A 25,993-nucleotide genomic window follows, 5' to 3' on the forward strand; every position below is an offset into this window, starting at 1 on the left:
GAACTCCAATAGTTATACAGATTGTTTGTTATGTATAGGTTTTAGCGGCCACTGACATCCTATTGTGGGAGCGAGCCTGCTCGCGAAAGCGTCCTGTCAGTCAATTCAAGTGCTGACTGACCCACCGCCTTCGCGAGCAGGCTCGCTCCCACAGGAACTTGTTTTGGGTTCTTAGGCGGGGTAGGTCGGGTAATCGATATAACCCTCGGCACCACCGCCATACACCGTCGCCGGATTCAATTGGTTCAACGGCCAGTCATTGGCAATCCGCGCCGGCAGGTCCGGGTTGGCCATGAACGGTCGGCCAAACGCAACGAGATCCGCCAGGCCCGACTCAAGCAATTGCGCGCCGGTTTCGGCGGTGTAGCGACCGGCATAAATGATCGCGCCGCTGAACGTGTCGCGCACGGCCTGGCGAAAGGTCTGCGGCATGGCTGGCGCGTTGTCCCAGTCGGCTTCGGCGATCGACAGGTATGCGATGCCGACGTCTTCAAGAATCTTGATCGCCGCAATGTAAGTTGTGTGCGGATCTTCCTCGACCAGGCCCAGATACGTCCGCGCTTCATCGGTGGTAGTGAACAGCGGCGCAAACCGCACACCGACCTTGTCCTTGCCGATGCATTCGGCGACGCCGGCCACCACTTCGCGCAAGAAGCGCAAGCGATTGTCCAGTGAGCCGCCGTACAGGTCGGTGCGCAGGTTGCTGTGGGCGGAGATGAACTGGTTGACCAGATAACCGTTGGCGCAGTGCAGTTCGATGCCATCGAAACCCGCATCCATCGCGTTGCGCGCGGCCTGGATGTACAGCTGAATCAGTTCCTGCACTTCATCGGTGCTCAACGCGCGCGGAGCGGACGGCGGCACCAGTTCACCGACACCGGGCGCGGTTTCGATGAACACGCTGACGCGGTCCGTGGCGACCGCAGAGGCCGACACCGGCGCATCGCCGTTGGGCTGCAACGCCGTGTGCGAGACCCGACCGACATGCCAGAGCTGGGCGAAGATCACGCCATCCACGGCGTGCACCGCCTCGGTGACTTTGCGCCAACCGGCGATCTGCTCCGGCGTGTGAATGCCCGGCGTCCACGCATAACCTTGCCCGCGCGGTTCGATCTGCGTGCCTTCGGTGACGAGCAAACCGGCACCGGCGCGCTGCTGGTAATACTCGGCCATCAATTCGTTGGCGACATTGCCCGGTTGCGTACTGCGCTGGCGGGTGAGGGGCGGCAGGACGATGCGGTTTTTCAGGGTGTGGGCGCCCAATTTGCCAGGCGTGAAAAAAGCGTTATTCATGGAGTAAGCCTTGAATCTGATTAGACCAGTCGACTAGTGACTGGGCAAAAAAACAACGCCGGGCTGTACGCACGCGGCGTTGATCGGGTTGGAGCGAGGGATTCAGCCGAGCATCTTCAACAGCTTTTCGGCAACGGCGGCGGAGCTGGCCGGGTTCTGGCCGGTGACCAGTTGACCGTCAGCGACCACATGCACCTGCCAGTCGGCGACTTTCGAGTAACGCCCGCCCAGACGCTGGAACTCGTCTTCGATGAGGAACGGCACCACGTCAGTCAGACCAACAGCAGCTTCTTCGGCGTTGGTGAAACCGGTGACGTCGCGATCTTTGACGATCGGCTGGCCGTCAGCGCGCACCACATGACGCAATACGCCGGGTGCGTGGCAGACAAAACCGTGAGGTTTGTTGGCGCGGTCGAAGGCTTCGATCAGCGCGATCGAGGCCTTGTCTTCGGCCAGATCCCACAACGGGCCGTGGCCGCCTGGGTAGAACACGGCATCGAAATCTTCGGCCTTCACATCAGCCAACCGGCCAGTAGTGGCGAGTGCCTGTTGTGCGGCCGGATCAGCGCGGAAGCGATCGGTTTCGGCAGTCTGCGCGCTTGGCTCATCGCTTTTCGGATCGAGCGGCGGCTGGCCGCCGGCGGGCGATACCAGGGTGACGTCGGCGCCGGCGTCCTTGAAGGCAAAGTAGGGCGCGGCGAACTCTTCCAGCCAGAAACCGGTTTTCTTGCCAGTGTTGCCGAGTTGATCGTGGGAAGTCAGAACCATCAAGATTTTCATAGAGCACCCGTGGGTTGGTCTGGCATCGGCAGAAGGCGAGGGATTCGCTTGTTGTCGGTGCCGCATGAATTTGTGTGTCGGGGCGCAGCATAGTTTCCAATTAGACCAGTCGTCTAGTAATTTTTTCAGAAAATGTTTTTGCCCGTCGGTTATGGCAAACTCCCGGTCCTGAAAACTATACGACTGGTCTATTGTCTGGAATTTTGCGCACCATGAAGCCGACCTTTGACGACACCCGCCAACACTTGCTCGACACCGGCCACCGGATGATGGCCGAGAAGGGCTTCACCAGCGTCGGCCTCAACGAGATCCTGCAGACCGCCGGCGTGCCCAAGGGCTCGTTCTATCACTACTTCAAATCCAAGGAGTTGTATGGCCAGGCGCTGCTCGAGGATTACTTCGTCGACTACCTCGCCGACATGGAGCGCCGCCTGACATTGCCTGGGCTGACTGCGTTCGAGCGTTTGATGGATTACTGGCAGGGCTGGCAGAACCGCTGCACCCTCGAAGGCCACGGCGATGAATGCCTGGTGGTGAAACTCAGCGCCGAAGTCGCCGACCTGTCCGAATCAATGCGCCTGACCTTGCGCGACGGCGCCGAACGCATCGTCGCGCGCATCACCGAATGCATCGAACAAGGCCAAAATGACAAAAGCCTGCCCGAGGGCGATGCGCGGAAGTTGGCTGAGACGCTGTATCAGCTCTGGCTCGGCGCGAGTCTGCTGAACAAACTGCAGCGCACCGGGCAGTCGCTGGAAACTTCGATGGCAATGACCCGGCAGTTGTTGCGAGTCTGAGCCTCGCCGCAGATCCCTGTGGGAGCAAGCCTGCTCGCGATGGCGGCGGCACATCCAACATCTTCTTTAACTGACCCAATGCATTCGCGAGCAGGCTCGCTCCCACAGGAGATCTGTGTTGATTGGTGAGATTGGAGATCATTCAAAACTCAGGCAGAACTGCTGTCCTCTTCAGGCAGTTGGGCAAACCACTGCGCATACGGTGTATTGCTCACCTTGAATCGGTTGTAATCCGGGCTGCCGTCATCCCACCACACCGGCCCGCGTTCACCCAGCGCGACTTTGGCCTCGTTGACGCGAGCTCTCGCCGACTTCAACGCCTGTGCATCCTCCGCACGCTTTGCCTCTTTGACCGCACGCCGCGCTGACATGAGCTCGGCTACAAACGCCTCACGCTCGGCGGCTGGCAGTGATGGATTGCTGCAACGCCACAGCTGTTGCTTGACCACAAAATAGCGGCCATCGGGGGTGGTGGGGTACATGGGCGATATCCTGCGCGATCGAGTCTTAGACCGGGTAGGACAACTCGCCGATGAGTTTATCCAGCGTAATCGGATAATCGCGCACCCGTACACCACACGCGTTATAGATCGCGTTGGCGATGGCCGCCGCCGCGCCGCTGATACCCAGCTCGCCAACGCCTTTGGCTTTCAACGGGGTTGCATACGGATCGACTTCATCGAGAAAGATTACTTCCTGATGGGGAATGTCGGCGTGCACCGGCACCTCGTATCCGGCCAGATCGTGATTGACGAAAAAGCCGATTCGATGATCAACCGCCAACTCCTCCATCAATGCCGCACCTGCGCCCATGGTCATGCCGCCGATGATCTGGCTGCGCGCGGTTTTCGGATTGAGGATGCGCCCGGCGGCGCACACGGCCAGTTGCCGGCGCAGGCGAATTTCGCCGGTCGCCGCATTGACCGCGACCTCGGCGAAATGCGCGCCGAAAGTCTGCTGGGCAAAACGCTCGGCCAGATCGCCGTATTCCATGCGGTCCTCGCCCGTCAGCTCGCCATTGGCTGCGGCCTGAGCCAAGGCAACCTGCTGCGAGCCTGCGCGAATTTGCCCGTCGACAAACTCCGCTTGCTGCGGGTCAATCCCGACGGCGCGAGCGGCGGCTTCACGCAGTTTCACACACGCGGCATACACGCCGGCAGTGGAGGAGGCCGCGCCCCACTGGCCGCCGGAGCCCGACGATTCCGGAAACCGCGAATCGCCCAAGTGCACCACGACACGGTCCAGCGGCACGCCCATCATTTCGGCAGCGGTCTGGGCGATGATGGTGTAACTGCCGGTGCCGATGTCGGTCATGTCGGTTTCCACGGTGATGACGCCTTGACGATCGAGACGCACCCGCGCCGCCGAAGCGGTGGTCGGTGCGCCGCGAATCGCCGAGGCCAGCCCGATGCCGATCAGCCAGCCATCCTCACGGCGCTGAGCGGGTTGAGGGTTGCGCTGACGCCAGCCAAAGCGTTCGGCCCCAGTGTTCAGGCATTCCACCAACTGCCGTTTGGAGAACGGCCGCGCCGGTTGCTCCGGATCGACCTGCGAATCGTTGAGGATGCGCAGCTGCAGCGGATCCATCTGCAGCTTTTCGGCCAGTTCATCCATGGCGATTTCCAGCGCCATCATCCCCGGTGCCTCGCCCGGCGCGCGCATCGCCGAACCCTCGGCGAGATCAAGCACGGCGAGATTCAAACGGGTCATGCGATTGGCCCCGGCGTAAAGCAAGCGGGTTGACGCGGTGGCCGCTTCGGCGCGACCACCGCGCAGATTGCCCGACCAGCTCTCATGGCCGATCGCCGTGATCACGCCGTCACGGTTGGCACCGATGCGCAGGCGCTGAAGCGTCGCCGGACGATGGGTCAGGTTGTTGAACATCAGCGGCCGCGGCAGCGCGACTTTCACCGGTCGCCCGGCATGTCGAGCGGCCAGGGATGCCAACACAGCGTCGCAAAGAATCGTGCCCTTACCGCCGAAACCACCGCCGATATACGGCGAGATCAGGCGCACATCTTCCTTGGCGATGCCGAGGGTTTTCGCCAGATCGCGCACGCCCCAGTTGATCTGTTGGATCGATGTCCACAAGGTCAACTGCGTGCCACTCCAACGGGCAATGGTTGCGTGCGGTTCCATCATCGCGTGGGCCTGGTCAGGCGTGCTGTAGTGCTGATCGATTTGCACTGGCGCAGCGTTGAAGGCGCCTTCAAAGTCACCGACGCTGGTCTGCGGCGGCGGGCCGAAACCGGCCGGTGGCGGTGGGGTTGCGGAGTCTTTCGCAGCCGCCAGATCAAATGAACCTGCTTCGGCCACGTAGCGGATGTCGAGCAAGCCGGCGGCCGCGCGGGCCTGTTCAAAAGTGTCTGCGACGACAATCGCCACGGCCTGGTGATAGTGATCGACCTGCGGCCCGGCCAAGGCCCTGGCTACGTAAAACTCGCCTTTGGCCAATGCCCCGGCGTTTTCGTAAGTGACGACGGCGATCACCCCTGACGCCTCCCGCGCTTGCGTCGAATCGATCGAGGCAATGCGCCCCTTGCCGATCCCTGCGCCGACGATATAGCCGTAGGCGGCGTCCGGCACCGCTGCGTTTTGCTCGTAGGCGTAGGGGGCGGTGCCGGTGGTTTTCAGCTTGCCGTCGATGCGGTCGGCAGGTTGGCCGATCACCTTCAGCTGGTCGATCGGATTGGAGCCGGCCGGGGTGTCGAATTTCATCTGCAAATTCCTTCCAGACAGGCTGGCGACGCACACGTAGCGCGGCGCAGCCATCGGTTGACGTCGGATCTCTACGAGCCTAGGCCATCGACGCGCCACTGATAATGCGCGGATTCAGGATGGAGTGATGAATCTCGCTCACCAATCCAGATCAATGTGACAAATAGGAATACGTTTCAATTACTAATGCGACCGTATACCATGCGCGACGTTTTCACTGGCGGTTTTGCCCTTCGTTCTGGCCTATTCGTAAAGGTTTTCACCTCATGCGTCGAACTCTGCTTTCCATTTGTGTGCTGCAGGCGTTGTCTTCTTCCTCGTGGGCTGAGTCAGCCGAACCGACTTCTTCAACGCTTGAGCTGGAAGCTACCGACGTAGTCGGCACAGCGGATTACGAACGGGCAGACGGCCCGGTGCAAGGCTACCGCGCGACCCGTTCGGCCAGCGCCACGCGCACCGACACTTCGATTCATGAAACCCCGCAGTCAATCAGCGTGGTCACCAAGGACGCCGTCGAAGACCTCGGCGCCACGCGTTTGCAGGATGCGCTGGATTACGCCGGCGGCGTCGGGCGGGCGAACAATTTCGGTGGGCAGGGCCTGACCACCTTCACCGTGCGCGGCTTCACCACGGGCGAGTTCTACCGCAACGGTTTCCCGATCAACCGTGGCTACCCGAACATGCCCGACGCCAACACCATCGAGCGTCTGGAAGTGCTGCGCGGCCCGGCGACCATGCTCTATGGCCGTGGCGACCCAGGCGGTACCTTCAACGTGGTGTCGAAACAGCCGTTGCCCGAGCGCACCGTTACGTTAGGCAGCCAGTTGAACGACCAAGGCATGAAGCGCGGCACCCTCGACGCTTCCGGGCCACTCGACGAAGAAGGGCGTCTGGCCTATCGCTTGAATGTGGTGGGCGAGGGCGGTGACACCTTCCGCGATCATGTCGAGAACGAGCGCTACGGCATCACGCCGGTGCTGACCTGGCAGGCCACCGATGCGACCAAGCTGATTTTCGAAGGCGACTTCATGCGCAACAACGCGCCGCTCGATCGTGGCGTCACGCGCTACCCGGCGCAGATCGGCACCGCCTCGCGCGATACCTTCTTTGGCGAGAAGGACGTCGGCAAGCTGCACAACGACAACAACATGGCGCAGTTGCGTTTCGAGCACATGCTCAACGATGACTGGACCCTCGGCGGTGGTTTCCAGTGGCTCGACGGCTCGCTCAAGGGCAATGCGATCGAGGCCAACGGCATTGCCGCTGACGGCCGCACGCTGGGGCGCAACTTCAACTACCGCAAGCTGGAATGGACCGACAAGGACACCCAGCTCAACCTCACCGGGCATTTCGACACTGGTGGTCTGCAGCACACCTTGCTCACCGGCATCGAGTACGAAGATTACGACTACAAGTCGATCATCCAGCGCTCCAGCGGCGCGGTCAGTGCCTACCCGATCGACATCTTCAATCCGGTTTACGGCCAGCCACGCCCGGCGCTGACCCGCACGCCGACCCACGACAAAGAGAACCTCAAGACCTACGCGGCATTCGTGCAGGATCAGGTAGCCCTTACCGACAAACTGAAAGTGCTGGCCGGCGCGCGTTTCGAGCGCTTCGAGCACGATTACGAAACCTACGTGCCGGGTGGCAAGAGCTGGCAGGCCAGCGACAATGCCGTCACCCCGCGTATCGGCGTGACCTACGATTTGACCGAAACCCTGGCGGTGTACGCCAACACCGCGCGCTCGTTCAAGCCCAACACCGGCGCCAGCCGCGAAGGCGGCGGTTTCGCCCCGGAGAAAGGCAAGTCCTACGAGATGGGCGTGAAGTGGGAAGCGCTGGATCAGCAGTTGAGCGTCGACGCGGCGATCTACCAGATCGAAAAGCGCAACGTGCTGACCACCGACCCGGTGGATTCGACTTTCAGCGTCGCCGCCGGTGAAGTGCGTAGCCGTGGTTTCGACGTCAATGTCACCGGCAACCTCACCCCGGAGTGGCGAGTGGTCGGCGGTTACGCTTACGTTGACGCCGAGGTGACCAAGGACAACACGCTGCGCTCCGGCACGCGCCTGCTGAACATCCCGAAGAACAGCTTCAGCCTGCTCAACATGTACGAGTTCCAGGACGGCACGCTCAAAGGTCTTGGCCTTGGCACCGGCCTGAAATACGTCGACGAGCGCGCGGGGCAGACCGCCAACACCGCGTTTTCCATGGGCAGTTACACCGTGGTCGACCTGCTGAGCTTCTACAAAGTCAACGACAAGGTGCGCCTCAATCTCGATGTGAAAAACATCTTCGATCGTGACTACGAAGAGGGCGCCTTCGGCAACGTTTACGCCTACCCAGGCGCGCCGCGAACCGTGCAGGTGGGGATTTCCTACACGCTGTAAATCGCCGCAGCGGTTGCCGCCGCCCCATGGTGGCCTGAGAGTGGCATGTCGAAATCAGACATCGGCATGCCGCACTCAGGCTAGTTGCGCGGCGGTCGGGCCACGTAAGGTGAAGCATCATTTCGTCGGCAAAGCGTCTGCGTCGCAGCTTTCGCCTGATGCCGACACCGGAAATGATGATCGCCTGACGCTCAGTCAGTGGCCCAAACGTCGATCATGAGAACAATAAGAACCCATGAACAGCCTGAACCCCAAGGACTCCAACGGTCAGTTGGCGCAAGGTTTCAAACCGCGTCACGTCACCATGCTTTCCATTGCCGGCATCATCGGCGCAGGACTTTTCGTTGGCTCAGGCCACGCCATCGCCGCTGCAGGACCTGCGGTGCTGCTCGCTTATCTGTTCTCCGGTCTGCTGGTCGTGCTGGTGATGCGCATGCTCGGTGAAATGGCCGTGGCGCATCCCGACACCGGCTCGTTTTCCACCTACGCCGATCAAGCCATTGGCCGCTGGGCCGGCTTCACCATTGGCTGGCTCTACTGGTGGTTCTGGGTGCTGGTGATTCCCATTGAAGCACTGGCCGCCGGTCACGTGCTCAATCAGTGGTTTCCCCAGGTCGATGCCTGGTTGTTCGCCTTGCTGTCGATCGTGCTGCTGGTGATCACCAACCTGTTCAGCGTGTCGAAATACGGCGAGTTCGAATTCTGGTTCGCCATGGCCAAGGTCATCGCGATCATCGGTTTCATCGGCCTGGGTTTTGCGGTGCTGATGGGCTGGATTCCCGAGCGCGAAGCGAGTGGCTTGAGCACGCTGATGGCCGAGCACGGCGGCTTTGCGCCGAACGGCAAGTCGGCGGTGGTCGGCGCGTTCATCACCATCATGTTCAGTTTCATCGGCACCGAAGCGGTGACCATTGCCGCTGCGGAATCGAACAATCCGGCGCAGAACATCGCCAAGGCCACCCGTTCGGTGATCTGGCGTATCGGCATTTTCTATCTGCTGTCGATCTTCGTGGTGATTTCCGTGGTGCCGTGGAATGACCCGCAACTTGCCTCGGTCGGTTCCTACCAGCGCGCACTGGAACTGATGAACATCCCTAACGCCAAATTCCTCGTCGACGTGGTCGTGTTGATCGCGGTGGCCAGTTGCATGAACTCCTCGATCTACATTTCCTCGCGCATGCTCTATTCCTTGGGTCGACGCGGCGATGCGCCGCCGGCATTGAAGGTGACTTCGGCGGCAGGCGTGCCATGCGCGGCGGTCATTGCCAGCACGGTGATTGGTGCGGGCGTTACCTTGCTCAGCTATTTCATGCCGGCCGGGCTGTTCCAGTTCCTGCTCGCCAGCTCCGGTGCGATTGCCTTGCTGGTGTATCTGGTGATCGCCATTTCGCAGTTGCGCATGCGCCGCCGACTGGAACGGGAAAAGGTCGAAATGACCCTGCGCATGTGGCTGTTTCCCTGGCTCACCTGGCTGGTCATCGCCTTTATCTGCGCGGCTTTGGCGGTGATGATGATCACCCCTGAACATCGCCTGGAAGTGACCTCGACCATTGGCTTGGCGCTGCTGATTTCCTTCGTCGGATTGATCACCAGCCGCCAGCATGGGCCGGCGGGCAGAGTGGCGGCGGTGAGCAAAGCCTAAGCAAACAACGCCTTGAGCCCACGGGAAAACCAGCCGTTCGGGCTCGAAGGCAGATGCTCACGTTGATTGAATGAGCCCGTCAACGCGCAGGTTTCACCGGCGAGCGAGCCCATCAGTTGCGGCAGCAAAAAGCTGCGTTCGCATTCGCTGGCGGACAGTCCGGTTTTCTCTTGCGGCCAAACGACGCTGGTTTCGGCAAACGGCTTCATGGCACACCTCCTCAACATTCAAACATCCAGCACCAGGGTGTCGCTGCCCTGCGCCGGGGCGGCGCAGCAGATCAGCACTTCGTCATCCGCCAGACGCATGGCCGGCGGGGTGAGGTAATGCACCTGGCCGCTGGTAAGGCGGGTTTTGCAGGTGCCGCACGAGCCGCCGCGACAGCTGAACTCAGGATTCAAGCCACGCGCCTCGGCCAGTTCCAGCAAGGTGCCGCTGCCCGGTTCCCAGCGTGCTTCCTTGCCGGACGTGGCAAACAGCACCTTGACCGGCTCTTCCGCGACCGGCACTTGCGGCGGCGCCGGGGTGCTGATTTCGACATCGCGGATCAGCGTCGACGGGCCGAAGGTTTCGGCGTGGATGCGATCGTCCGGGATGCGCATTTTGCGCAGGCCGTCGTACAGCGCCTGGGTAAAACTGCCCGGGCCGCACAGGTAGAAATCGTAGTCATCCAGCGGCAGCAGGCTCTTCAGCAAGGCGATGTCGATGCGCCCGGCATGATCGTAACCCTGCGCTGTTGCTTCCAGCGGCGGCTGGCTGACCACGCGCAGCACCTTGACCTTGTCACCGGCGCGTGCAGCCAAGGCGTCGATTTCTTCGCGAAAGGCCAGATCCTCGACGGTGCGACTGCTTTGCACGACCCAGGTCGGGCGCATGCGGCTGATGCGTTTGCCCTGATAGACCACCTCGCGCAGCATCGACAGCAACGGCGTCACCCCAACCCCGGCGGCCAATAGCACCAGTGGCCGGCGTTCGGTGGCGTCAACGGTGAAATCGCCTTGCGGCGCGCGGGCTTCGATCAAATCCAGTGCCTGGACCCGATCATGCAGATGCGAAGACACCGAGCCGTCGCGTTTGACGCTGATGCGCAGGAACTCGTCCGACGGCGCGCTGGACACGCTGTAGGTGCGGATCGACGCGGCATCCTGACCGTCGAGCAAGACCTTGATCGGCAAGTGCTGGCCCGGTTCGAAGCGCGGCAGGCCGAAGCCGTCGTTGGCTTGCAGGTAAAAGGAGCGGATCTGCGGACTCTCATCGACCACCCGCGTGACGTGCAGCGCGCGCCATTGATTGCGCAGCGCCTCGGCCTGCAAACGCTCGCGGGTCTGCTCCCAGCTGCCGGTCATTTGCGAATTGGGCGAATCGCCTTGCGGCTGCTCGGCCCAGCGTAGTGGCAATGCGGCCTGACGGTAAACGATGCGCTGCGGCTTGAAGCGCCACAGACGCTCGGCGCCCTGGAACGCGGCGATTTGCGGATCGTCGAGCAGCACTTCTGCGCTGCCGGTCATCTGCAACAGATCGCCGCTTTCAAAATCGATGAAGGTCAGCCCGGCGCGCGGGTTGAGCAGGATGTTGCCCAAGGTGTTGAAGAACAGATTGCCGGAGAAATCCGGGATGGTCAGGGTGCCGTCCTCGTCCATATGGACGAAACCGGATTTGCCGCCGCGATGGGACACATCGACTTGCCGCTCACCGTCGCGCACCACGTAAGTGGCCACGTAGAACGAATCGGCGGCGGTGATCATGTCGCGCACCAAGGGTTCGCTGACAGGCAGGTCGAGCGCGGTGTCGGTGGTTTCGTCGACGAACGCGTAATGGCGCAGATTGATGTAGCGCGGGCAGTTGCCGTAAGCCTGGGTCACGCCGATCTCAAGAATGTTGTCATCGCGGCGGCTGATGTTGCCGTTCATGCGATTGCGCCGACGGGTGTGCAGCTCGATGCCGAGCATGCCGATCGCGTCGCCGGGCTGCAGGCCTTGATTGGCCGGGTCATTGGGCTGGGCGTCAAGTTTGATCTTCAGAACCTGTGGTGACGGCGAATCCATGAACCCCGGTTGACCGGTGCGCAGCGTCGCCCACGGGTCGCCCTGGCCATCAACGGCGCCGAGCACGACGAAGGGCAGTTGCGCATAGAACTCGCGGTGCTGATCCGGCATCCAGTCGCGGGCCAGTTGCCGCTGGCCGACACCGACCATCATCTCCACCGCGCCGACGGCACGTTGCAGGGTCAGCTCACCTTCATGCCAGGGCGAGGGCTGCGGTTTCGACGCTGTGTCCATTTCGATTCTCCTCGGGTGCAAACGGGCCGGTGAGCCGCCAGGGGCTGAAGCTCAAGTGGGCTCATGTTCGCCCTCGGCCGGTTGCGAGGGAATGGCCAGAAACTGCAATCCACTGTTTCACGCGGTGAAATGATCCCTACGCGCGCCTAAGGACGAGGATGATTATTTCACTGGCTGAAATGCTCGATTGTATTTGCTGAGGATTCCGCGATTTGCGGCAGGGGAGCAGGATGAGCCCATCGACACGATCAGCGGGTCGACCTCAAATAATCCAGGAGCACGTCATGTCTCAGTCAGCCGTCAAACTGTATCGCCATCCGTTGTCCGGCCACTCGCATCGCGTCGAGTTGATGCTGTCCCTGCTGAATGTTCCGACCGAACTGGTGTTCGTCGACCTGATGAAGGGCGCACACAAAACCCCTGAATTCCTCGCCCTCAACCGTTTCGGCCAGGTGCCGGTGATTGATGACAACGGCACGGTGCTCGCGGATTCCAACGGCATTCTGGTTTATCTGGCGAGCAAATACGGCAACGGCCAGTGGCTGCCGAGCGATCCGGTCGAGCAAGCCAAGGTGCAACGCTGGTTATCGGTAGCTGCCGGGCAGATCAGCTCCGGCCCGGCCACGGCGCGCTTGATCACGGTGTTCGGCGCCGGTTACGACGCGGCTGATGCGATCAAGCGTTCCCACGCTTTATTGCAAGTGATGGAAGACGAGTTGGCCAACAGCGCATTCCTTGCCGGCGACAAGGCAACCGTCGCCGATGTGGCCGCCTACACTTACGTCGCCCACGCACCGGAAGGCAATGTCTCGCTGGACGAATATCCGAATGTTCGGGCGTGGCTGGAACGGGTCGAGGCGCTGCCGAAATTCGTCGGCATGCAGCGCACAGCGGTGGGCCTGCAAAGCGCTTGATATCAGCACACGCCAAAAAACCTTGTGGGAGCAGGCTTGCCCGCGATAGCGGTGGGTCATTCAACGGTGATGTTGACTGACAGAATGCCTTCGCGAGCAGGCTCGCTCCCACGGGTTTGGCGTCAGCTGTCCCATCCATGCATTGGAAGACACTGTCTCGCTGGAGGAATATCCGAATGTGCGGGCGTACTGGCGGGAGTTGAAGCATTGCCCAAATTTAACTGTGTACACCAAACCCTGTGGGAGCGAGCCTGCTCGCGAAAGCGGTGTGTCATGCAACGGTGATGTTGACTGACGGAAAGCTTTCGCGAGCAGGCTCGCTCCCACATGATTTCACTGTGTTTTCGAGGTTTTTTACAGGTCCCCAGCTATGGATCGTTTTCAGGAAATGCGCATGTTCCTGGCCGTGGCCGAGGAGGGCGGCTTTGCGGCGGCGGCCCGGCGCTTGAACACCTCGCCCCCCAGCGTCACCCGCGCCATTGCCGCGCTGGAACAACGCATCGGCACGCGTCTGTTGTCGCGCACCACGCGCAGCCTGCACCTGACCGAAGCCGGGCATCGTTATCTGGACGATTGCCGAAGAATTCTGTGCGACGTCGACGAAGCCGAAGAGGCCGCTGCCGGCAGTTATCGGGTGCCGTGCGGGCACTTGAGCGTGACCGCGTCGGTGTTGTTTGGCGAGTTGTTCATCGCGCCGTTGCTGGCGCAATACGTCGATGCGTTTCCTTCGGTGCATCTGAAGGCTTTGCTGGTTGATCGCGTGGTGAACATGGCGGAAGAGGGTATCGATGTCGCCGTGCGCATCGGCCATTTGCACGAGAACAATCAGCATGCAATCAAGGTCGGCGAGGTCCGCCAAGTGATCTGCGGCACCCCCGATTACTTCGCCCGCTATGGCCGACCGCAACATCCGAACGAGCTGAGCCGCGCCAATATCGTCATGTCGTCCGCCAGTCATTTGCTCAGCGATTGGCAATTCGCCCATGCCGACGGGCCGTTGAGTTTTCGCTTCGAGCCGCGTCTGGTGGTCACCGCGAATCAGGCGGCGATCAACATCGCCAGTTCCGGTTGGGGCATTACCCGGGTGCTGTCTTATCAAGTCGCCAGCCAGGTTGCGGCCGGTGAACTGGAATTGGTGTTGCAGGCCTATGAGCCGCCGGCGTTACCGGTGCAACTGGTCTATCTGAAACATCCGCGCGTACCGGCGAAGGTTCGCACGTTTGTCGATTTCCTCAGCGAACGTCTACAACATCATCCAGCGCTGAAAGCCGTGAACAGGGTTCACGGCTAAGGCTTCAAGGGTTCAACTCAGCGCTGGATCACTTCGCGGCCGCAGCGGTTTCGATCAGGCTGGCAACGGCTTTCGGGTTCGACACCATCACCACGTGCGACGCGCCTTTGACCACGACGGTCTGCTTGGAGTGCGCGCGCTCGGCCATGAACGCCAGGGCTTGCGCCGGGATGTTCTTGTCCTGGTCCCCGTAGACGAAGTACGACGGCACGGTTTTCCATGCAGGCTCGGTGGCGGCTTCGTTGAGCGCGGCGACGGTCACCGGGCGCTGGGTGGCGGCCATCAACTTCGCATCTGCCGGGGAAACATCAGCTGCGAACTGCTCATGGAATTTGTCCTGCTGGATGTACAAATCCTTGCCACCATCGGCCAGCTCAACCGGGGCCGACAGGGTCGGGCCAAGAGTGCTGCCAGGGAAGCGGCCGGACAATTCGGCTGCGGTTTCACCCTTTTCCGGAGCGAACGCAGCGACGTACACCAGCGCTTTGACATTGGCATTGCCGTAAGCGGCTTCGCTGATCACCGGGCCACCGTAAGAGTGGCCGACCAACACCACCGGAGTTTTCACGCTGACCAGCACATCCGCCACCGATTGCGCATCACTCTTGACCGAGCGCAGCGGGTTGGCCGCAGCGATCACCGGATAGCCATCCTTCTCGAGAATCTTGACCACGCCGTTCCAGCTGCTCGAATCGGCGAATGCGCCGTGTACCAGCACCACGGTAGGTTTGACCGGTGCGGCGAACGCGGCGGTGGCGCCAAACATGGCAGCGGTGAGGGCGAGGGTAGCGAAGACTTTGTTCATGGTGATGTCCTGTCGATTGATTAAGGTAGGAATGGAAGCGACAGGGGTATTTAGCGCGCTAAATGTGTCAGTTGTGTGTGCGCACGGCCGAACTTCGCATGCGTGTGTATCTGTGTCGGCAAATGCTACACGCTGATACAAAGCGACCCATCCGCTCAGATCGCGCGGCGGATCTTGCCCGGGGTCTCGCCGTAGGTTTCCTTGAATTTCTTGCTGAATGCAGCTTGCGACTGGTAGCCGACCTGCACGGCAATGTCATTCAGGCCCAGATGCGAACGGCTGAGCAGACTGAACGCCAGCTCCATGCGCAACTGGGTCAGCAACACCCACGGCGATACGCCAGCCACCCTGGCGAAGGTGCGCATGAACGTTGCACGGGACATGTTCGCGGTGTCGGCCATGGCTTCGATAGTCCATTCGTGCGCCGGGTCGGCCAATATCGCCTGACAGGTGCGGCCGAGGCGCTGGTCGCCGAGCAGCGCCAGGGTGCTCTTGTCCTGCTCCGCACGGGTCAGGTGCGCACGCAGAATCAAGGTGAACAACGCTTGGGACAGTGAATCGAGGAGGAACCGCGCGCCCGGCTGTTCGCTGTCGGCTTCGCTGCGCAACAGCGCAATCAGGGCGGTCAGCGGCTGATCGACCGGCAGGCCATCGTTGGCAATCAACAGGTAATCGGGGAGGGCAGCGAACAGCATCGATGCGCGGTTGTAATGAAAGCCACCGCAGAGCATGTCCAGATCGGCGCTCGCGCCACCCAGCCGATAGATCGGCAACACCCCGCCGGGAATCAGTGTTGGCAGCATTGGCGCTACATCTTTACCGCCGCTGTGCAGCACATGCGGCGTGCCCCGTGGCAACAGCAGAATATCGCCGGCGCGCATCGCCAGACGTTGTCCGCTGGCCAGCTCAACCCGGCATTCACCTTTGAGCACGACGTGATAGGGCGCCTTGCCCAAGGCTTCCTGTTGATGATCGCGCGCCCAGTCGCCCTGGAACTGGCAACGCAGATCAAGACTGCCGCGCACGTTGGCCAGGCTGATGAGCTTATCAAGCGAGTTCATTGGCACCCATTACGAAGGAATCCGCAAAGTTGAGACGATTGAGCAAGACGTTGAGCATGACCGACAAAAGCGCGATTCGGTAACACCGCAGACTGACTCCACTTTCATTGATCTGGAGACGTCGCATGTTCACCTCAATCAACGCCGGACTACAACAGCTCGGCAAACTCGATCGCCTCGGTATCCCGCTGATGCGCGTGGCCATCGCCATCGTGTTCCTGTGGATCGGCGCGCTGAAATTCGTCCCGTACGAAGCCGACAGCATCACGCCCTTCGTCGCCAACAGCCCGGTGATGTCGTTCTTCTACGAACACCCGCAGGACTACAAGGCGCACCTGACCCATGAGGGCGAGCTGAACGCCGACAAGCGCGCCTGGCAGACCGCGAACAACACCTACGGCTTTTCCACCGGGCTTGGCGTGGTGGAAATACTCATCGGTCTGCTGGTCCTGTCCAACCCGCTTTCCCGCCGCACCGGCCTGCTCGGTGGCGCGCTGGCGTTCGCTACGCCGCTGGTGACCCTGAGCTTTCTAGTCACCACGCCTGAAGCCTGGGTCGCTGCGCTGGGCGATGGTCAGCATGGCTTTCCCTATCTGTCCGGTGCCGGACGCCTGGTGCTCAAGGACGTCCTGATGCTCGCCGGAGCGCTGCCTGTCATGGCCGATTCCGCGCGCCAATTGCTGACCGAACGTCAGGCCTGAATTCCTCATCCTTTATAGAGAGATCACACCATGAAAACGCTTTTTGCTTTGACCCTGGCCATCCTCGCCGGCAACGTGTTCGCCGCCACCGAACCCGCCCAGACCGGCGTGCCACTGGACATCGCCAAAACCATCAGCATCACCGACACCAGCGCCGCCTGCGGAATTGTTCCGGTGGAGGTCGTCTATGAAGACAGCCACGGTCAGCGGCATGTTGCCACGTACAGCGTTTTAGGCGATGGCTGCGGTGGCGATTAGCTCAGCTTTGGCCCATAACTGCAGCGGACTCGAATTTCTCAGTCCGCTGCAGCGTTTCCGGGACACCGATCAACAGCAGCAGGAACGCTGCCGCTGCGACTCCGGCGAGGGTCAGGAATGCCGCGCTGTAACCGGCGGCCTCGACGACAAATCCGGCCAGCCCATTGCTCAGCGCCGCGCCCAGGCCAAACGCTGTGGTCAGCGCGCCGAGGCTGACATTGAAATGCCCGGAGCCGAGGGTCAGATCCTTGACCATCACCGGGAACAGCGCGCCGAACAGCCCAGCGCCGACGCCGTCGAGCAACTGCACCGCGACCAGCCAGTACGGATCATCCGAGAAGGTGTAGAGCAACCCGCGCAGCGGCAGGATCAGAAAACCCGCCAGCAATAACGGTTTGCGCCCCCAGACATCGGCTTTCGCACCGGCCAGCAGCGCCATCGGCACCATCACCAGTTGCGCGGCGACGATGCACGCCGACGTCAGCGGCGTGGCCATGTGCAAGTTGGCTTGGGCGAGTTTCTGGCTCACCAGCGGCAGCATCGCCGCGTTGGCCAAGTGAAACAGCGAGCAGCACAGGGCAAACATCAGTAACGGGCGATTGCTCAGCAGTACCTTGAATCCGGACGGCTGATGGCTTTGATCGCCAGGCTGCAAACCGCGCGCGACGTCGTGATCTATCGCTTCTGCCGAAACGAACAGCACGGCAATCACGCTGGCCAGCGCCATGACCGCCATCAAATAAAACACCGCCACCGGACCAAACAGATAGGCAAACAAACCGGCCAATAACGCTGCGCACGCGTTGCCGGCATGGTTGAACGTCTCGTTGCGACCTGTACGCCGGGTGAATGCTCGTGGGCCGGTGATCCCCAGGGTGATCGCGGAAATGGCCGGGGCAAAAATAGATGCTGCCGCCGCGCTCAAGGCTTGAGTCAACGCCACCAGACTGAATGACGAAATGAACGGCAGCAGCAGACAACTCACCGTCACCAACAGCGCGGCGATGATGACCAGCGCCCGTTTCGCCCGGCTGCTGTCAACCAGCGCACCAGCGGGCGTCTGCGTGATCAGTGCGGCGATACCGGCAAGGGTCATGACCACGCCGATACTGGCCGGGTCCCAGTGGTGCACGGCGAGCAAGTAGATGGCGAGGTACGGCCCGAGGCCGTCGCGGACATCGGCGAGGAAGAAATTCAGACTGTCCAGCGAGCGGTTGTTACGGCGATCGAGATGGCTGATCACGGTGGGCAGTCTCTTGAAAGTGAGGTCTGCGAAAATGTATCAACCTCGGCAAACCTAATGACCGAAGCGGCGGGGGATTAGTTGCAGAACGGCGGAGCAGTTGCTGCTCCGCAGATATTCAAGCGTCAGGCGTTTGCAGTATTTCTATCCATAATGCGCCTTTGCCGGAGGCCGCTTCACCGACACGCTTCAGCGCGCCATCCTTGCTGACCGCGTACGTACCGACCTTGGCGCTTTTCTCGCCCGTCACCAGCAGCCAGTGGCCATCGGGGGAGAAGGCGATGTTGCGTGGTTGCTGTTCCTGCACTGAGTAGTTATCGAGGAACTTCAGTCCTCCGGTTGCCGGATCCACGGCAAATGCCGAAACGCTGCTGCTGGTGCGCTCACTCATCAGCAGCAGTTTTCCATCCGGCGACATGCGCAGGTCAGCGGCCCAGATGCGTCGGGTCGGATCGTCTTTCAAATCGTTGTTGCGCGCATCACGGACTTCGCCGTGGGCCAGTTTCAATCGCTCGGGAATGCCGTTGGCCACAGCGATCTGCGTTAACGCGCCGCTGGCGTCGTCGATTGAAAACGCGGTCACGGTGCCGCTCATTTCACCGACCACGTAAAGGAATTTGCCGTTCGGCGAGAACGCCAGGTGCCGAGGCCCGGTTTTCTCCGGAACACTGACCGAGCCGTTGCCGATCGGGCTGAGCTCGCCAGTCTTGGCATCCAGGCGGTATTGCAGCACCTTGTCGGTGCCCAGGTTGCCGGCGTAGGCAAAGCGATTGCTCGGCTCGGTGCGAATCGAATGCGCGTGCAGGCCGGTCGGATAACGCAGGATGTTGGCGGAAGGTTGCTGATCTTCGCCGATCTTTTGAACGCTGAGGGTGTCGGCGCCGTAGGACGCGGCGAGCAGGTAGCGACCTTTTCGATCGGTCGACAGGTAGGCCATGCTCTCTGCCAGGGGCGCTTGGGTGAATTTTGTCAGGCGACCGCTTTGGCGATCGATCCGGTAACCCAGCACCTGAAAGGGTTTGACGCGCAAGGCTGCAAACAGCACCTTGCCATCCGGGGTGAGCGCCATGGGATTGACCTGATCACCGGCCTGAATCTGTTCGACCAGGGTAAGCGCGCCGTTGCTCTGATCAAGGCGATATTGCGAGATCAGACCGTCGCCGGGGCTTGAGATGTAAGCGTAGGTAGCGGCGTTAGCCGTCACGCTCAACGTGGAGGCGAGCGCAGCAATCAAGAGCGTTCTGTTCATCATTTTCAGCCTTATTGTTGTTGTGATCAGTCATCCTATGAGTGAATGGCGAAGGCTTCAATGTCTATTTCATGGAGCTGGAACGTCGCCTAGCCTGGTTTTATAGACGCGAATTAGAGGATGTTGATCAACAGAAATGATCGAGCAGCACGGTAATCAGCGAGCTGTGAAACATTTTTACATACTCTCCTATTAGCGTTGTTGTACGACATCCTACCTAATGTGCGCACTGCATCAATTCTCACAAAAACAATAACGGAGATACCCCTATGACGAGCATGGCTCCACTCGATCATCAGGCCGCTGCGAAACCGCAAAACCTGTTCCTGCGAACGCTGAAACTGCTCGGCCCCGGCATTATCGCCGTGCTGTCGTGGCTCGGTGCGGGCGATCTCATCACGTCTTCAGTGGCCGGTGCGAACTACGGCTACGCCATGATGTGGGTGCTGGCGGTCTCGCTGTTGCTCAGGTACCTGATCGTCAACATCATTGCCCGGTTCCAGCTGTGCAATAACCAGGGCATGACCATTCTGCAGGGCTACGCCCAGCTCAACCCGGTGTTCGCCTGGTTCATGCTGGTTTATGCCCTGTTGATGGGGCACTTGATGAACGCCTACATGATCAAGGGGGCAGGGGAGTCGCTGGCGATGCTGTTCAAGATCGATCAGCCATTGCTGTGCTCGGTGGCGGTGGTGCTGGCGGTCTGGATGCTGGTCGGGCGCAACATCTACACGATGATCGAAGGCGTGATGAAGCTGCTGCTGGCGATCATGACCCTGGCGTTTATCGCCCTGGCGGTGATGTCCGGCCCGGATGTCAGCGGCATCATCAAAGGCACCATCGGCTTCAGCATTCCGCCGGACGAAGGCGTGCATGGCGCGTTGCTGGTGGCGGTCTCGGTAATCGGCGCGGTCGCCGGCTCGATCGCCAACTTCGTGCACCCCTATGTCATGCGCCAGAAAGGCTGGACCGGGCCGCAGCACAAGCGCATTCAGCGTAACGATCTGCTGTTTGCGGTGTTCGTCGGGATCATCATCAACCTGGCGATCTGGATTGTCGGCGCGGAAATCCTGCGGCCCAACGGCATCGAGGTGAAAACCTTGGGCGATCTGGGCAAGGCGCTGGAAATCTTCTTCGGCCCGATCGGCTGGTATGTGTTCTTCATCGGCGTATTCGCGACCTTGTTTGCCAGTATTTCAGGCAAGACCACGGCGTTTCCGATGCTGATCACCGATGCCTTCCAGCACGTTCGTCCTGAGCGTCGCGAGAAGTACGGCAAAGAGTTCCATCATGACCCGATGCACAAGTGGTTCATGCTGTTCATCCTGGTCACGCCGCTGATCTGGTCGATGCCGGGCATGCCGGATTTCGTGACTCTGACCATTGGTGTCAGCGCATTGAACATCATTGGTTTGCCGGTGATTTCACTGGGCTTGCTGATCATGTCCAACCAGAAATCGCTGCTGGACAAGCAATACCGCAACAACCTGTTTGAAAACATCGCGCTGCTTTTCGCTACCGGGCTGGCGCTCTGGGTAGCGTTCCAGTTGGGCGTTGATCTGTTTACTTGACGGGAAGCAGTCGAGGGGGCACACACCCCCTCGATTCGCCGCTTACAACGGCACATCCATTTCGATCCGGCGCCAGGCCGCTTCGGAAAAGCTGTACACCGAAAACGCGATCAGCCCCAACGCCATCAGCATCAACAGCACGCCGCCTGCCGGAAGATTCTGCAAAGCATCCAGCGCTTCTTTCATGCCGGGTGGATTGGTCGCTTGGTAAACCGAGCCGCTGACCGCCATCAGCACTGCAATCTCGATAAACACCACGCCTCGGGCGATCAAGCCGAAGCGCGACACCGGGCGCACGTAGCGCATCACTTCGTCATCCGCTTCGAAGTACTTCTCGAACGTGGCCTTCCAGCCTTTGATGATGTGGGCGATACCGACGCCCAGTGGGATCAGCGCAATCAGGTAGATCAACAGGTTCGAATGCTCGAATGACAGCAGCTGCGCGAGCAGATCCTTGGTCTTGCCATCGCCGGAACCGCCGGAACTCCTGAGGCCACTCACCAACAGCCCCAGAGCAAAGAAGGCCAGCGCCGCGTTGACCAGCCCGCCGGCGAGCAGACCTGCGCGAATGACCAGGCCTTTGAACTCGGTGCCGTGGTGGTCGACATCGCGGATCGCTTGCAGCGCACGCCAGGCGGCGAAGGCCAGCAGGCCGGCGACCACAACACCGATCAGCACGTAGCCGAAGGGCTGGCTGAGCAATGCTTCAAGGCTCTTGTGGCTGTCTTTCGGTTTGGTGGAGTCGTGCGCTGCCAACAGCGCGAAGATGCCGATGATCAGATAGAGAACGCCGCGCGCGGCGTATCCGCCTCGGGCAAGCAGGACAAGCGTGTGTTGAGTGGGCATGGGTTTTACTTCCAGGGAATCGATGTGAAGCAGACCCGTGGACGGGGCAGGGGTTCGATAAATGCGTCGCCGGTGGGCGACGCGCGCCTTATCAGCCTGCCATTCAGTGCTCGCCGCGCTTGAGCCTCATAAAGGCGTGGTCAGCGAAAATGGAATGCGCAGCTCTTCGACCGGCCCTGAATCCCGGCCACACATTTCGTCGTGCACGCATTGCTGCACCAGCACGCAGGGAAACGCCGGCACGGTTTGCAGCAAGTCGCGCAGGTGGGTGATCGAGCGCAGGTGCATTGGCTTGGCCGCGTCATCGAGCAAGGTGAATTGGCCTTGATCCACGCGAATTCTCGCCAGATAAAATCCACCTTCAAGTGACAGCAGCTCCAGTTCGCGAACTTCACTGTTGGCCGCACGTTCAGTGAGGGTTTGCAGATTCATGCTTCACTCCTTGCCTACCAGGGCAGGCGTTCTCCATCGTAGGCGAAGAAATGGCCGCTATCGGCCGGCGTCAGCGTGTCAATCAAACTCAGTAATTGCGCAGCGGCAATGTCTGCCGGGCGGGCGCTCGAGGCTCCGCGAAAAGGTTGCGACAACGGCGAGACCACCGTGCCTGGGTGCAGACTGAGCAAGCGGCTCTGCGGGCGCGTGCGCGAAAGCTCGATGGCGGCGGTCTTGATCAGCATGTTCAGCGCAGCCTTGGAGGCGCGATAGGCGTACCAGCCGCCCAAACGGTTGTCGCCGATGCTGCCGACTTTCGCCGACAGCATCGCCATCGCGCCTTGAGGCGCAAGCAATGGCAGAAAGTCGCGCAGCAGCAATGCCGGCCCCAGCGTGTTGACTTGAAACACGGCCTGCAGCGACTCGGCTTCGATTGCGCTGTAGCTTTTTTCCGGCTTGATTTGGTCGCGATGGAGCAGGCCGGCCGCGTGAATGATCAGGTGATAAGGCGCTTCGGCTGCCAGTTCGGCGGCCGCGCTGGCGATCGTTTCGGGCTGCTCGAGGTCGAGCTTCGGCACAGTTTTGCGTCCCAGCGCACGGACGCTGGCGCAACGTGGATCCTGTTTCAAATGTTGGCAAAACGCCGTGCCGAGGGCGCCACTGGCGCCGATCACCAAGGCGCGATAACCGTCGCCGAACGAGGCCAGGGTCAACCCGCTGCTCATGGGTTCGCTCCAGCGTTCTGGCGCCGGAAGAACACCGTCACCTGACCGACTTCGAAACCCCACTTGGACATACGCGTGCGGTTGATCAGCGTGTCTTCGTCGACCAGGTACATCCAGTCGTCCATGCTCATTTCGTAGGTCGAGTCGTCGACTGGCAGGTTCAGGCGATAACGCCAGTGGAAGGTATTTCCAGCGATCTGGCCCTGAGCAACCCCGACCACATCGTGCGCGCGACCGCTCCACTGACCATTGCCCCCGGGCGTGAGGGTCCAGACCCGACGCTCACGGGTGCCGTCGCTGTAACGGAAGCGCTCGTCGAGGATCAGGTTTTCACCTTCACGACGGCTGGCGATATCGACCTCGAAACGTTTGACCACTTCGCCGTTGCGCTTCTGGAACATTCCCCAGGCTTTGACGGGCTGGCTGAAAAACTGCTCCAGATTCAATGCCGGTTGCTGATCCGCGTAACGAGCAACATCGACACTGCCGCAGCTTGCGATGCTGAGCGCCAGTCCTAACAGCAGCAGAAATCGGGTCATGTGCCTACTCCTTGAGCTTGTACAGGTAACAGATTGTGTATAGGCCTAGCGCCGTCCGATGAGCTGGAGAAATTCCTGCCGCGTCGTCGAGCTGTCGCGAAAGGCACCGAGCATGACAGAGGAGGTCATGATCGAGTTCTGCTTCTCAACACCGCGCATCATCATGCACATGTGCCTGGCTTCAATAACCACCGCGACACCGGCAGCATCGGTGATCTGCTGGATCGCCTGAGCAATCTGCCGAGTGAGGTTTTCCTGGATCTGCAGGCGCCGCGCGAACATGTCGACCACCCGCGCCACCTTCGACAGCCCCAACACCCGGCCAGTAGGGATATACGCCACATGCGCCTTGCCGATAAACGGCAGCATATGGTGCTCACACAGCGAATAAAGCTCGATGTCGCTGACGATCACCATCTCATCGCTCTGCGACTCGAACAGCGCACCGTTGGTGACGTCTTCCAGGCTCATCGCATATCCGTTGCACAGGTATTGCATCGCCTTGGCGGCGCGCTGGGGCGTGTCCAGCAAACCCTCGCGTTCCGGGTTCTCACCGACGCCAACGAGGATTTCACGGTAATGGCTGGCTAGTAGTGGGCTCATTCGGGTTACTCGTGGCGGTGCGGGTTAGGGATACTGTCGGGCGAAAAGGTTGTACGCATACAGGTTGGCTGTATAGGTTTTATTGAAGATAGGCTGAAAAGGATCAACTGACAACGCATCGGTGGTTTTTTTGTGCGGGTTTGGGAGTTTAGACAGGACAAACCTGGGGCCAGGTTTGGTGAGTGGCTTGCTTGGGCCAGATGTACGGGCGTTTCAGCTGATAGCTGCCGGTGGCGGATGGCAGCTATCGGTCAGAGCGTACGCCCAACGCACTTTTTTCCAACCCAAAGCGGTCATCATCATGTTCAAGTATTATTGCGTCGATGCTCGGACTGTTCATAGGTAGGTTGATGCATGGCCAGAAGCGTTAGGCTTCAACAGAAACTTCATTCAAAGTATCTCGTTGAGGTAGCAGGAGAGGTGGTGCTTGATGACTGCCTTGTTGAAAAGCTGTGGGCGCTCAACAGAGGTGACAGGTTTGAGTTGAATTCACGCTCCTTCGGTTTTGGACCTGTTCAAAAATACCGCTTGGAATACGCGATAACGAGAGGCCCCATTCCTGGGCATTGGCTCTACAAAGAATTTGACCCAAAGGAACTGACATTATTTTTTACGGCAAAAGACTTTGCCGGCATTTGCCATGGCTGGACCTTGTTTGACGAGTGACCATTCACGGTTCGCTGCCTGGGAGGCAGCTTCCGGCCAAAAGCAGTCATTCAGGTATGCCGATAAAAACCCATAATCGACCGTAAGGAGATGGATGGAAATTTATTGCCTCAGCGAGCTTGCAAGAGCGAGCCAACCAGCGAGCCTTTGAGCTATCGAGTACTCGACACGCTAGCTTGTCTGGACGGGTTTTAAGGTCGTCAGAGATCTTGGGTTGCCATAATCGGATGCACGAGAATCGGCCACGCGAGTGATGAACTCACGTACCCATTTGAAGCCGGCGTGCCCATCCGACCGCTCATGCCAGAACAAGCCAATCGCAAAACCTTCCACCGGCAAGGGAGGGACTACGCACAGCAGTTGCTCGCTGCGACCGTCTACAAGACGACTTGGAACCAGGGCCACACAATCGGACTGCGCGACCAACTCCGGTACTGGAAGAAATGACGACGCTGAATGAACGACGTTACGCCGCAGCCCGTGCGCTACCAAGGCGTGATCCACCGAGGTAGAGAAGCCTCCGCCGCGCAGTGACACCACGACATGTTCCAGCTGCGCGAACTCATCCACGGTCAGGTCCGCGCGCAGGCTTGGATGCCCACGACGCCCGATCAGCACGTAACTCTCATCATAGAGGTGCTGCGAGTGCAGTGCGGGCGGAACCCCGTTCATGTTTATCACGGCCAGATCCACCTCGCCGCGGGTCATCTGCAGCTCCAGCTGTGGAACGTCCAGGATGCGCAGTGCGATGCGGACACCCGGCGCTTCGCGTCGCATGGCGACAACGAGATGTTTGATCAAAACCGCCTGCACGTAATCCGTGCAGGCGATTGATACCGTCAGGCTCGCCGTCGCGGGCTCGAAATTCAGATGAGTAGTGACCGTCGCCCTTACCTGGTCAAGTGCCTGGCGAAGCGGCACGAGCAGCTCCAAGGCTTTGACGGTGGGCGTCATTCCACGCTGCGCGGGGATCAGAAGAGGGTCGTTGAAGACGTCGCGCAGACGGCTCAACTGAGCGCTGACTGCTGGCTGGCTCAAATGCAGACGGGCGGCAGCCCGGGTCACGTTCTGCTCAATGAGAAGGGCCTCCAACGTCACAAGCAGATTTAGATCAAAGCGTCTGGTATCCATCGATTTTATGTTAGCAGCAAAATTTTGCGATTTCACAGATGGCCCGAGCCCCGCGA

The 25,993-nt window shown here is 60.4% G+C and carries 25 protein-coding genes; 9 read left to right on the plus strand and 16 right to left on the minus strand.

All coding sequences use genetic code 11. The features are described from left to right. Positions 1-171: 171 nt before the first annotated feature. Together ACV8MC_RS19630 and ACV8MC_RS19635 are read right to left on the minus strand one after the other, a co-directional pair. Positions 172-1,293: an alkene reductase gene (locus ACV8MC_RS19630; protein WP_457263096.1), complete on the minus strand. Its 1,122-nt coding sequence runs from the start codon at positions 1,291-1,293 to the stop codon at positions 172-174. A gap of 102 nt (positions 1,294-1,395) precedes the next feature. Then, positions 1,396-2,073 (minus strand): type 1 glutamine amidotransferase domain-containing protein, encoded by a 678-nt coding sequence (locus ACV8MC_RS19635; RefSeq protein ID WP_122692540.1) that lies wholly within the window; start codon positions 2,071-2,073, stop codon positions 1,396-1,398. A gap of 212 nt (positions 2,074-2,285) precedes the next feature. Between ACV8MC_RS19635 and ACV8MC_RS19640 the strand changes: the two genes are divergently transcribed. Next, positions 2,286-2,870: a TetR/AcrR family transcriptional regulator gene (locus tag ACV8MC_RS19640; RefSeq protein WP_056786121.1), complete on the plus strand. Its 585-nt coding sequence runs from the start codon at positions 2,286-2,288 to the stop codon at positions 2,868-2,870. A gap of 149 nt (positions 2,871-3,019) precedes the next feature. Here the strand turns inward: ACV8MC_RS19640 and ACV8MC_RS19645 are convergent, their stop codons facing one another. Further along, positions 3,020-3,352 (minus strand): hypothetical protein, encoded by a 333-nt coding sequence (locus ACV8MC_RS19645; RefSeq protein ID WP_110600526.1) that lies wholly within the window; start codon positions 3,350-3,352, stop codon positions 3,020-3,022. A 25-nt stretch (positions 3,353-3,377) separates the two neighbouring features. Continuing rightward, positions 3,378-5,588, minus strand: a complete 2,211-nt coding sequence (gene paoC / locus ACV8MC_RS19650; RefSeq protein WP_457263099.1) for an aldehyde oxidoreductase molybdenum-binding subunit PaoC — start codon at positions 5,586-5,588, stop codon at positions 3,378-3,380. Positions 5,589-5,854: 266 nt separating this feature from the next. On the opposite strand from paoC, the gene ACV8MC_RS19655 reads away from it, so the two are divergent. Together ACV8MC_RS19655 and gabP are read left to right on the plus strand one after the other, a co-directional pair. Next, the gene (locus tag ACV8MC_RS19655) at positions 5,855-7,981 is read left to right on the plus strand and encodes a TonB-dependent siderophore receptor (RefSeq protein WP_457263100.1); all 2,127 of its coding nucleotides are present in this window, start codon (positions 5,855-5,857) and stop codon (positions 7,979-7,981) included. A gap of 235 nt (positions 7,982-8,216) precedes the next feature. Further along, complete coding sequence (gene gabP, locus ACV8MC_RS19660; protein ID WP_457263102.1) at positions 8,217-9,623, plus strand: GABA permease; 1,407 nt, start codon at positions 8,217-8,219, stop codon at positions 9,621-9,623. Here the strand turns inward: gabP and ACV8MC_RS19665 are convergent. Then, on the minus strand, positions 9,620-9,832 hold the full coding sequence (locus tag ACV8MC_RS19665) for a hypothetical protein (RefSeq protein ID WP_041480326.1): 213 nt from the start codon (positions 9,830-9,832) through the stop codon (positions 9,620-9,622). The two genes, gabP and ACV8MC_RS19665, sit on opposite strands and share 4 nt — an antisense overlap. 18 nt (positions 9,833-9,850) lie before the next feature. Continuing rightward, a complete protein-coding gene (locus tag ACV8MC_RS19670) occupies positions 9,851-11,902 on the minus strand; it encodes a 2Fe-2S iron-sulfur cluster-binding protein (protein ID WP_375123738.1) in 2,052 nt (683 codons plus the stop codon). A gap of 284 nt (positions 11,903-12,186) precedes the next feature. Here ACV8MC_RS19670 and ACV8MC_RS19675 point away from each other — a divergent pair, with 284 nt between their 5' ends. Together ACV8MC_RS19675 and ACV8MC_RS19680 are read left to right on the plus strand one after the other, a co-directional pair. Then, complete coding sequence (locus ACV8MC_RS19675) at positions 12,187-12,816, plus strand: glutathione S-transferase family protein (RefSeq protein ID WP_056786106.1); 630 nt, start codon at positions 12,187-12,189, stop codon at positions 12,814-12,816. A 370-nt stretch (positions 12,817-13,186) separates the two neighbouring features. Next, entirely contained in the window at positions 13,187-14,107 is a 921-nt protein-coding gene (locus ACV8MC_RS19680) for a LysR family transcriptional regulator (RefSeq protein ID WP_122610581.1), read from the plus strand. A gap of 28 nt (positions 14,108-14,135) precedes the next feature. Here the strand turns inward: ACV8MC_RS19680 and ACV8MC_RS19685 are convergent, their stop codons facing one another. Both ACV8MC_RS19685 and ACV8MC_RS19690 read right to left on the minus strand, forming a co-directional pair. Beyond that, positions 14,136-14,912 carry an alpha/beta fold hydrolase gene (locus tag ACV8MC_RS19685; protein ID WP_457263106.1) on the minus strand — a complete coding sequence of 259 codons (777 nt, stop codon included), beginning with the start codon at positions 14,910-14,912 and terminating at the stop codon, positions 14,136-14,138. Positions 14,913-15,067: 155 nt separating this feature from the next. Continuing rightward, positions 15,068-15,973, minus strand: a complete 906-nt coding sequence (locus tag ACV8MC_RS19690) for an AraC family transcriptional regulator (RefSeq protein ID WP_457263107.1) — start codon at positions 15,971-15,973, stop codon at positions 15,068-15,070. A 125-nt stretch (positions 15,974-16,098) separates the two neighbouring features. On the opposite strand from ACV8MC_RS19690, the gene rclC reads away from it, so the two are divergent. Continuing rightward, the gene (gene rclC / locus ACV8MC_RS19695; RefSeq protein WP_095180050.1) at positions 16,099-16,674 is read left to right on the plus strand and encodes a reactive chlorine resistance membrane protein RclC; all 576 of its coding nucleotides are present in this window, start codon (positions 16,099-16,101) and stop codon (positions 16,672-16,674) included. Between the two features lie 30 nt (positions 16,675-16,704). After that, positions 16,705-16,932, plus strand: coding sequence for a DUF2790 domain-containing protein (locus ACV8MC_RS19700; RefSeq protein WP_041480333.1), 228 nt, complete (start codon positions 16,705-16,707; stop codon positions 16,930-16,932). 1 nt (position 16,933) lies between these two features. Here ACV8MC_RS19700 and ACV8MC_RS19705 read toward each other — a convergent pair whose 3' ends face one another. After that, complete coding sequence (locus ACV8MC_RS19705; RefSeq protein ID WP_457263110.1) at positions 16,934-18,175, minus strand: MFS transporter; 1,242 nt, start codon at positions 18,173-18,175, stop codon at positions 16,934-16,936. 118 nt (positions 18,176-18,293) lie between these two features. Beyond that, on the minus strand, positions 18,294-19,427 hold the full coding sequence (locus tag ACV8MC_RS19710; protein ID WP_457263111.1) for a lactonase family protein: 1,134 nt from the start codon (positions 19,425-19,427) through the stop codon (positions 18,294-18,296). A gap of 275 nt (positions 19,428-19,702) precedes the next feature. On the opposite strand from ACV8MC_RS19710, the gene ACV8MC_RS19715 reads away from it, so the two are divergent. Next, positions 19,703-20,995, plus strand: coding sequence for an Nramp family divalent metal transporter (locus tag ACV8MC_RS19715; protein WP_370695140.1), 1,293 nt, complete (start codon positions 19,703-19,705; stop codon positions 20,993-20,995). Between the two features lie 42 nt (positions 20,996-21,037). Here ACV8MC_RS19715 and ACV8MC_RS19720 read toward each other — a convergent pair whose 3' ends face one another. The 5 genes from ACV8MC_RS19720 to folE all read right to left on the minus strand — a co-directional run bounded on the left by ACV8MC_RS19720 (position 21,038) and on the right by folE (position 24,140). Continuing rightward, positions 21,038-21,841 carry a DUF1206 domain-containing protein gene (locus tag ACV8MC_RS19720; protein WP_236168796.1) on the minus strand — a complete coding sequence of 268 codons (804 nt, stop codon included), beginning with the start codon at positions 21,839-21,841 and terminating at the stop codon, positions 21,038-21,040. 126 nt (positions 21,842-21,967) lie between these two features. Continuing rightward, positions 21,968-22,273, minus strand: coding sequence for a DUF6482 family protein (locus tag ACV8MC_RS19725; RefSeq protein WP_016774774.1), 306 nt, complete (start codon positions 22,271-22,273; stop codon positions 21,968-21,970). A gap of 14 nt (positions 22,274-22,287) precedes the next feature. Beyond that, entirely contained in the window at positions 22,288-22,998 is a 711-nt protein-coding gene (locus tag ACV8MC_RS19730; RefSeq protein ID WP_457263112.1) for an SDR family oxidoreductase, read from the minus strand. Beyond that, positions 22,995-23,537: a DUF3833 domain-containing protein gene (locus ACV8MC_RS19735; protein WP_076562880.1), complete on the minus strand. Its 543-nt coding sequence runs from the start codon at positions 23,535-23,537 to the stop codon at positions 22,995-22,997. The genes ACV8MC_RS19730 and ACV8MC_RS19735 overlap by 4 nt, the downstream gene beginning before the upstream one ends. 45 nt (positions 23,538-23,582) lie before the next feature. Beyond that, a complete protein-coding gene (gene folE / locus ACV8MC_RS19740) occupies positions 23,583-24,140 on the minus strand; it encodes a GTP cyclohydrolase I FolE (RefSeq protein ID WP_016774771.1) in 558 nt (185 codons plus the stop codon). Positions 24,141-24,494: 354 nt separating this feature from the next. Between folE and ACV8MC_RS19745 the strand changes: the two genes are divergently transcribed. Beyond that, positions 24,495-24,806: a hypothetical protein gene (locus ACV8MC_RS19745; RefSeq protein WP_122880606.1), complete on the plus strand. Its 312-nt coding sequence runs from the start codon at positions 24,495-24,497 to the stop codon at positions 24,804-24,806. A 171-nt stretch (positions 24,807-24,977) separates the two neighbouring features. Here the strand turns inward: ACV8MC_RS19745 and ACV8MC_RS19750 are convergent, their stop codons facing one another. Next, positions 24,978-25,973 carry a LysR family transcriptional regulator gene (locus ACV8MC_RS19750; RefSeq protein WP_457263114.1) on the minus strand — a complete coding sequence of 332 codons (996 nt, stop codon included), beginning with the start codon at positions 25,971-25,973 and terminating at the stop codon, positions 24,978-24,980. Between the last annotated feature and the right edge of the window lie 20 nt (positions 25,974-25,993).

It is taken from the genome of Pseudomonas sp. PK-RTE-24 (assembly GCF_054052265.1).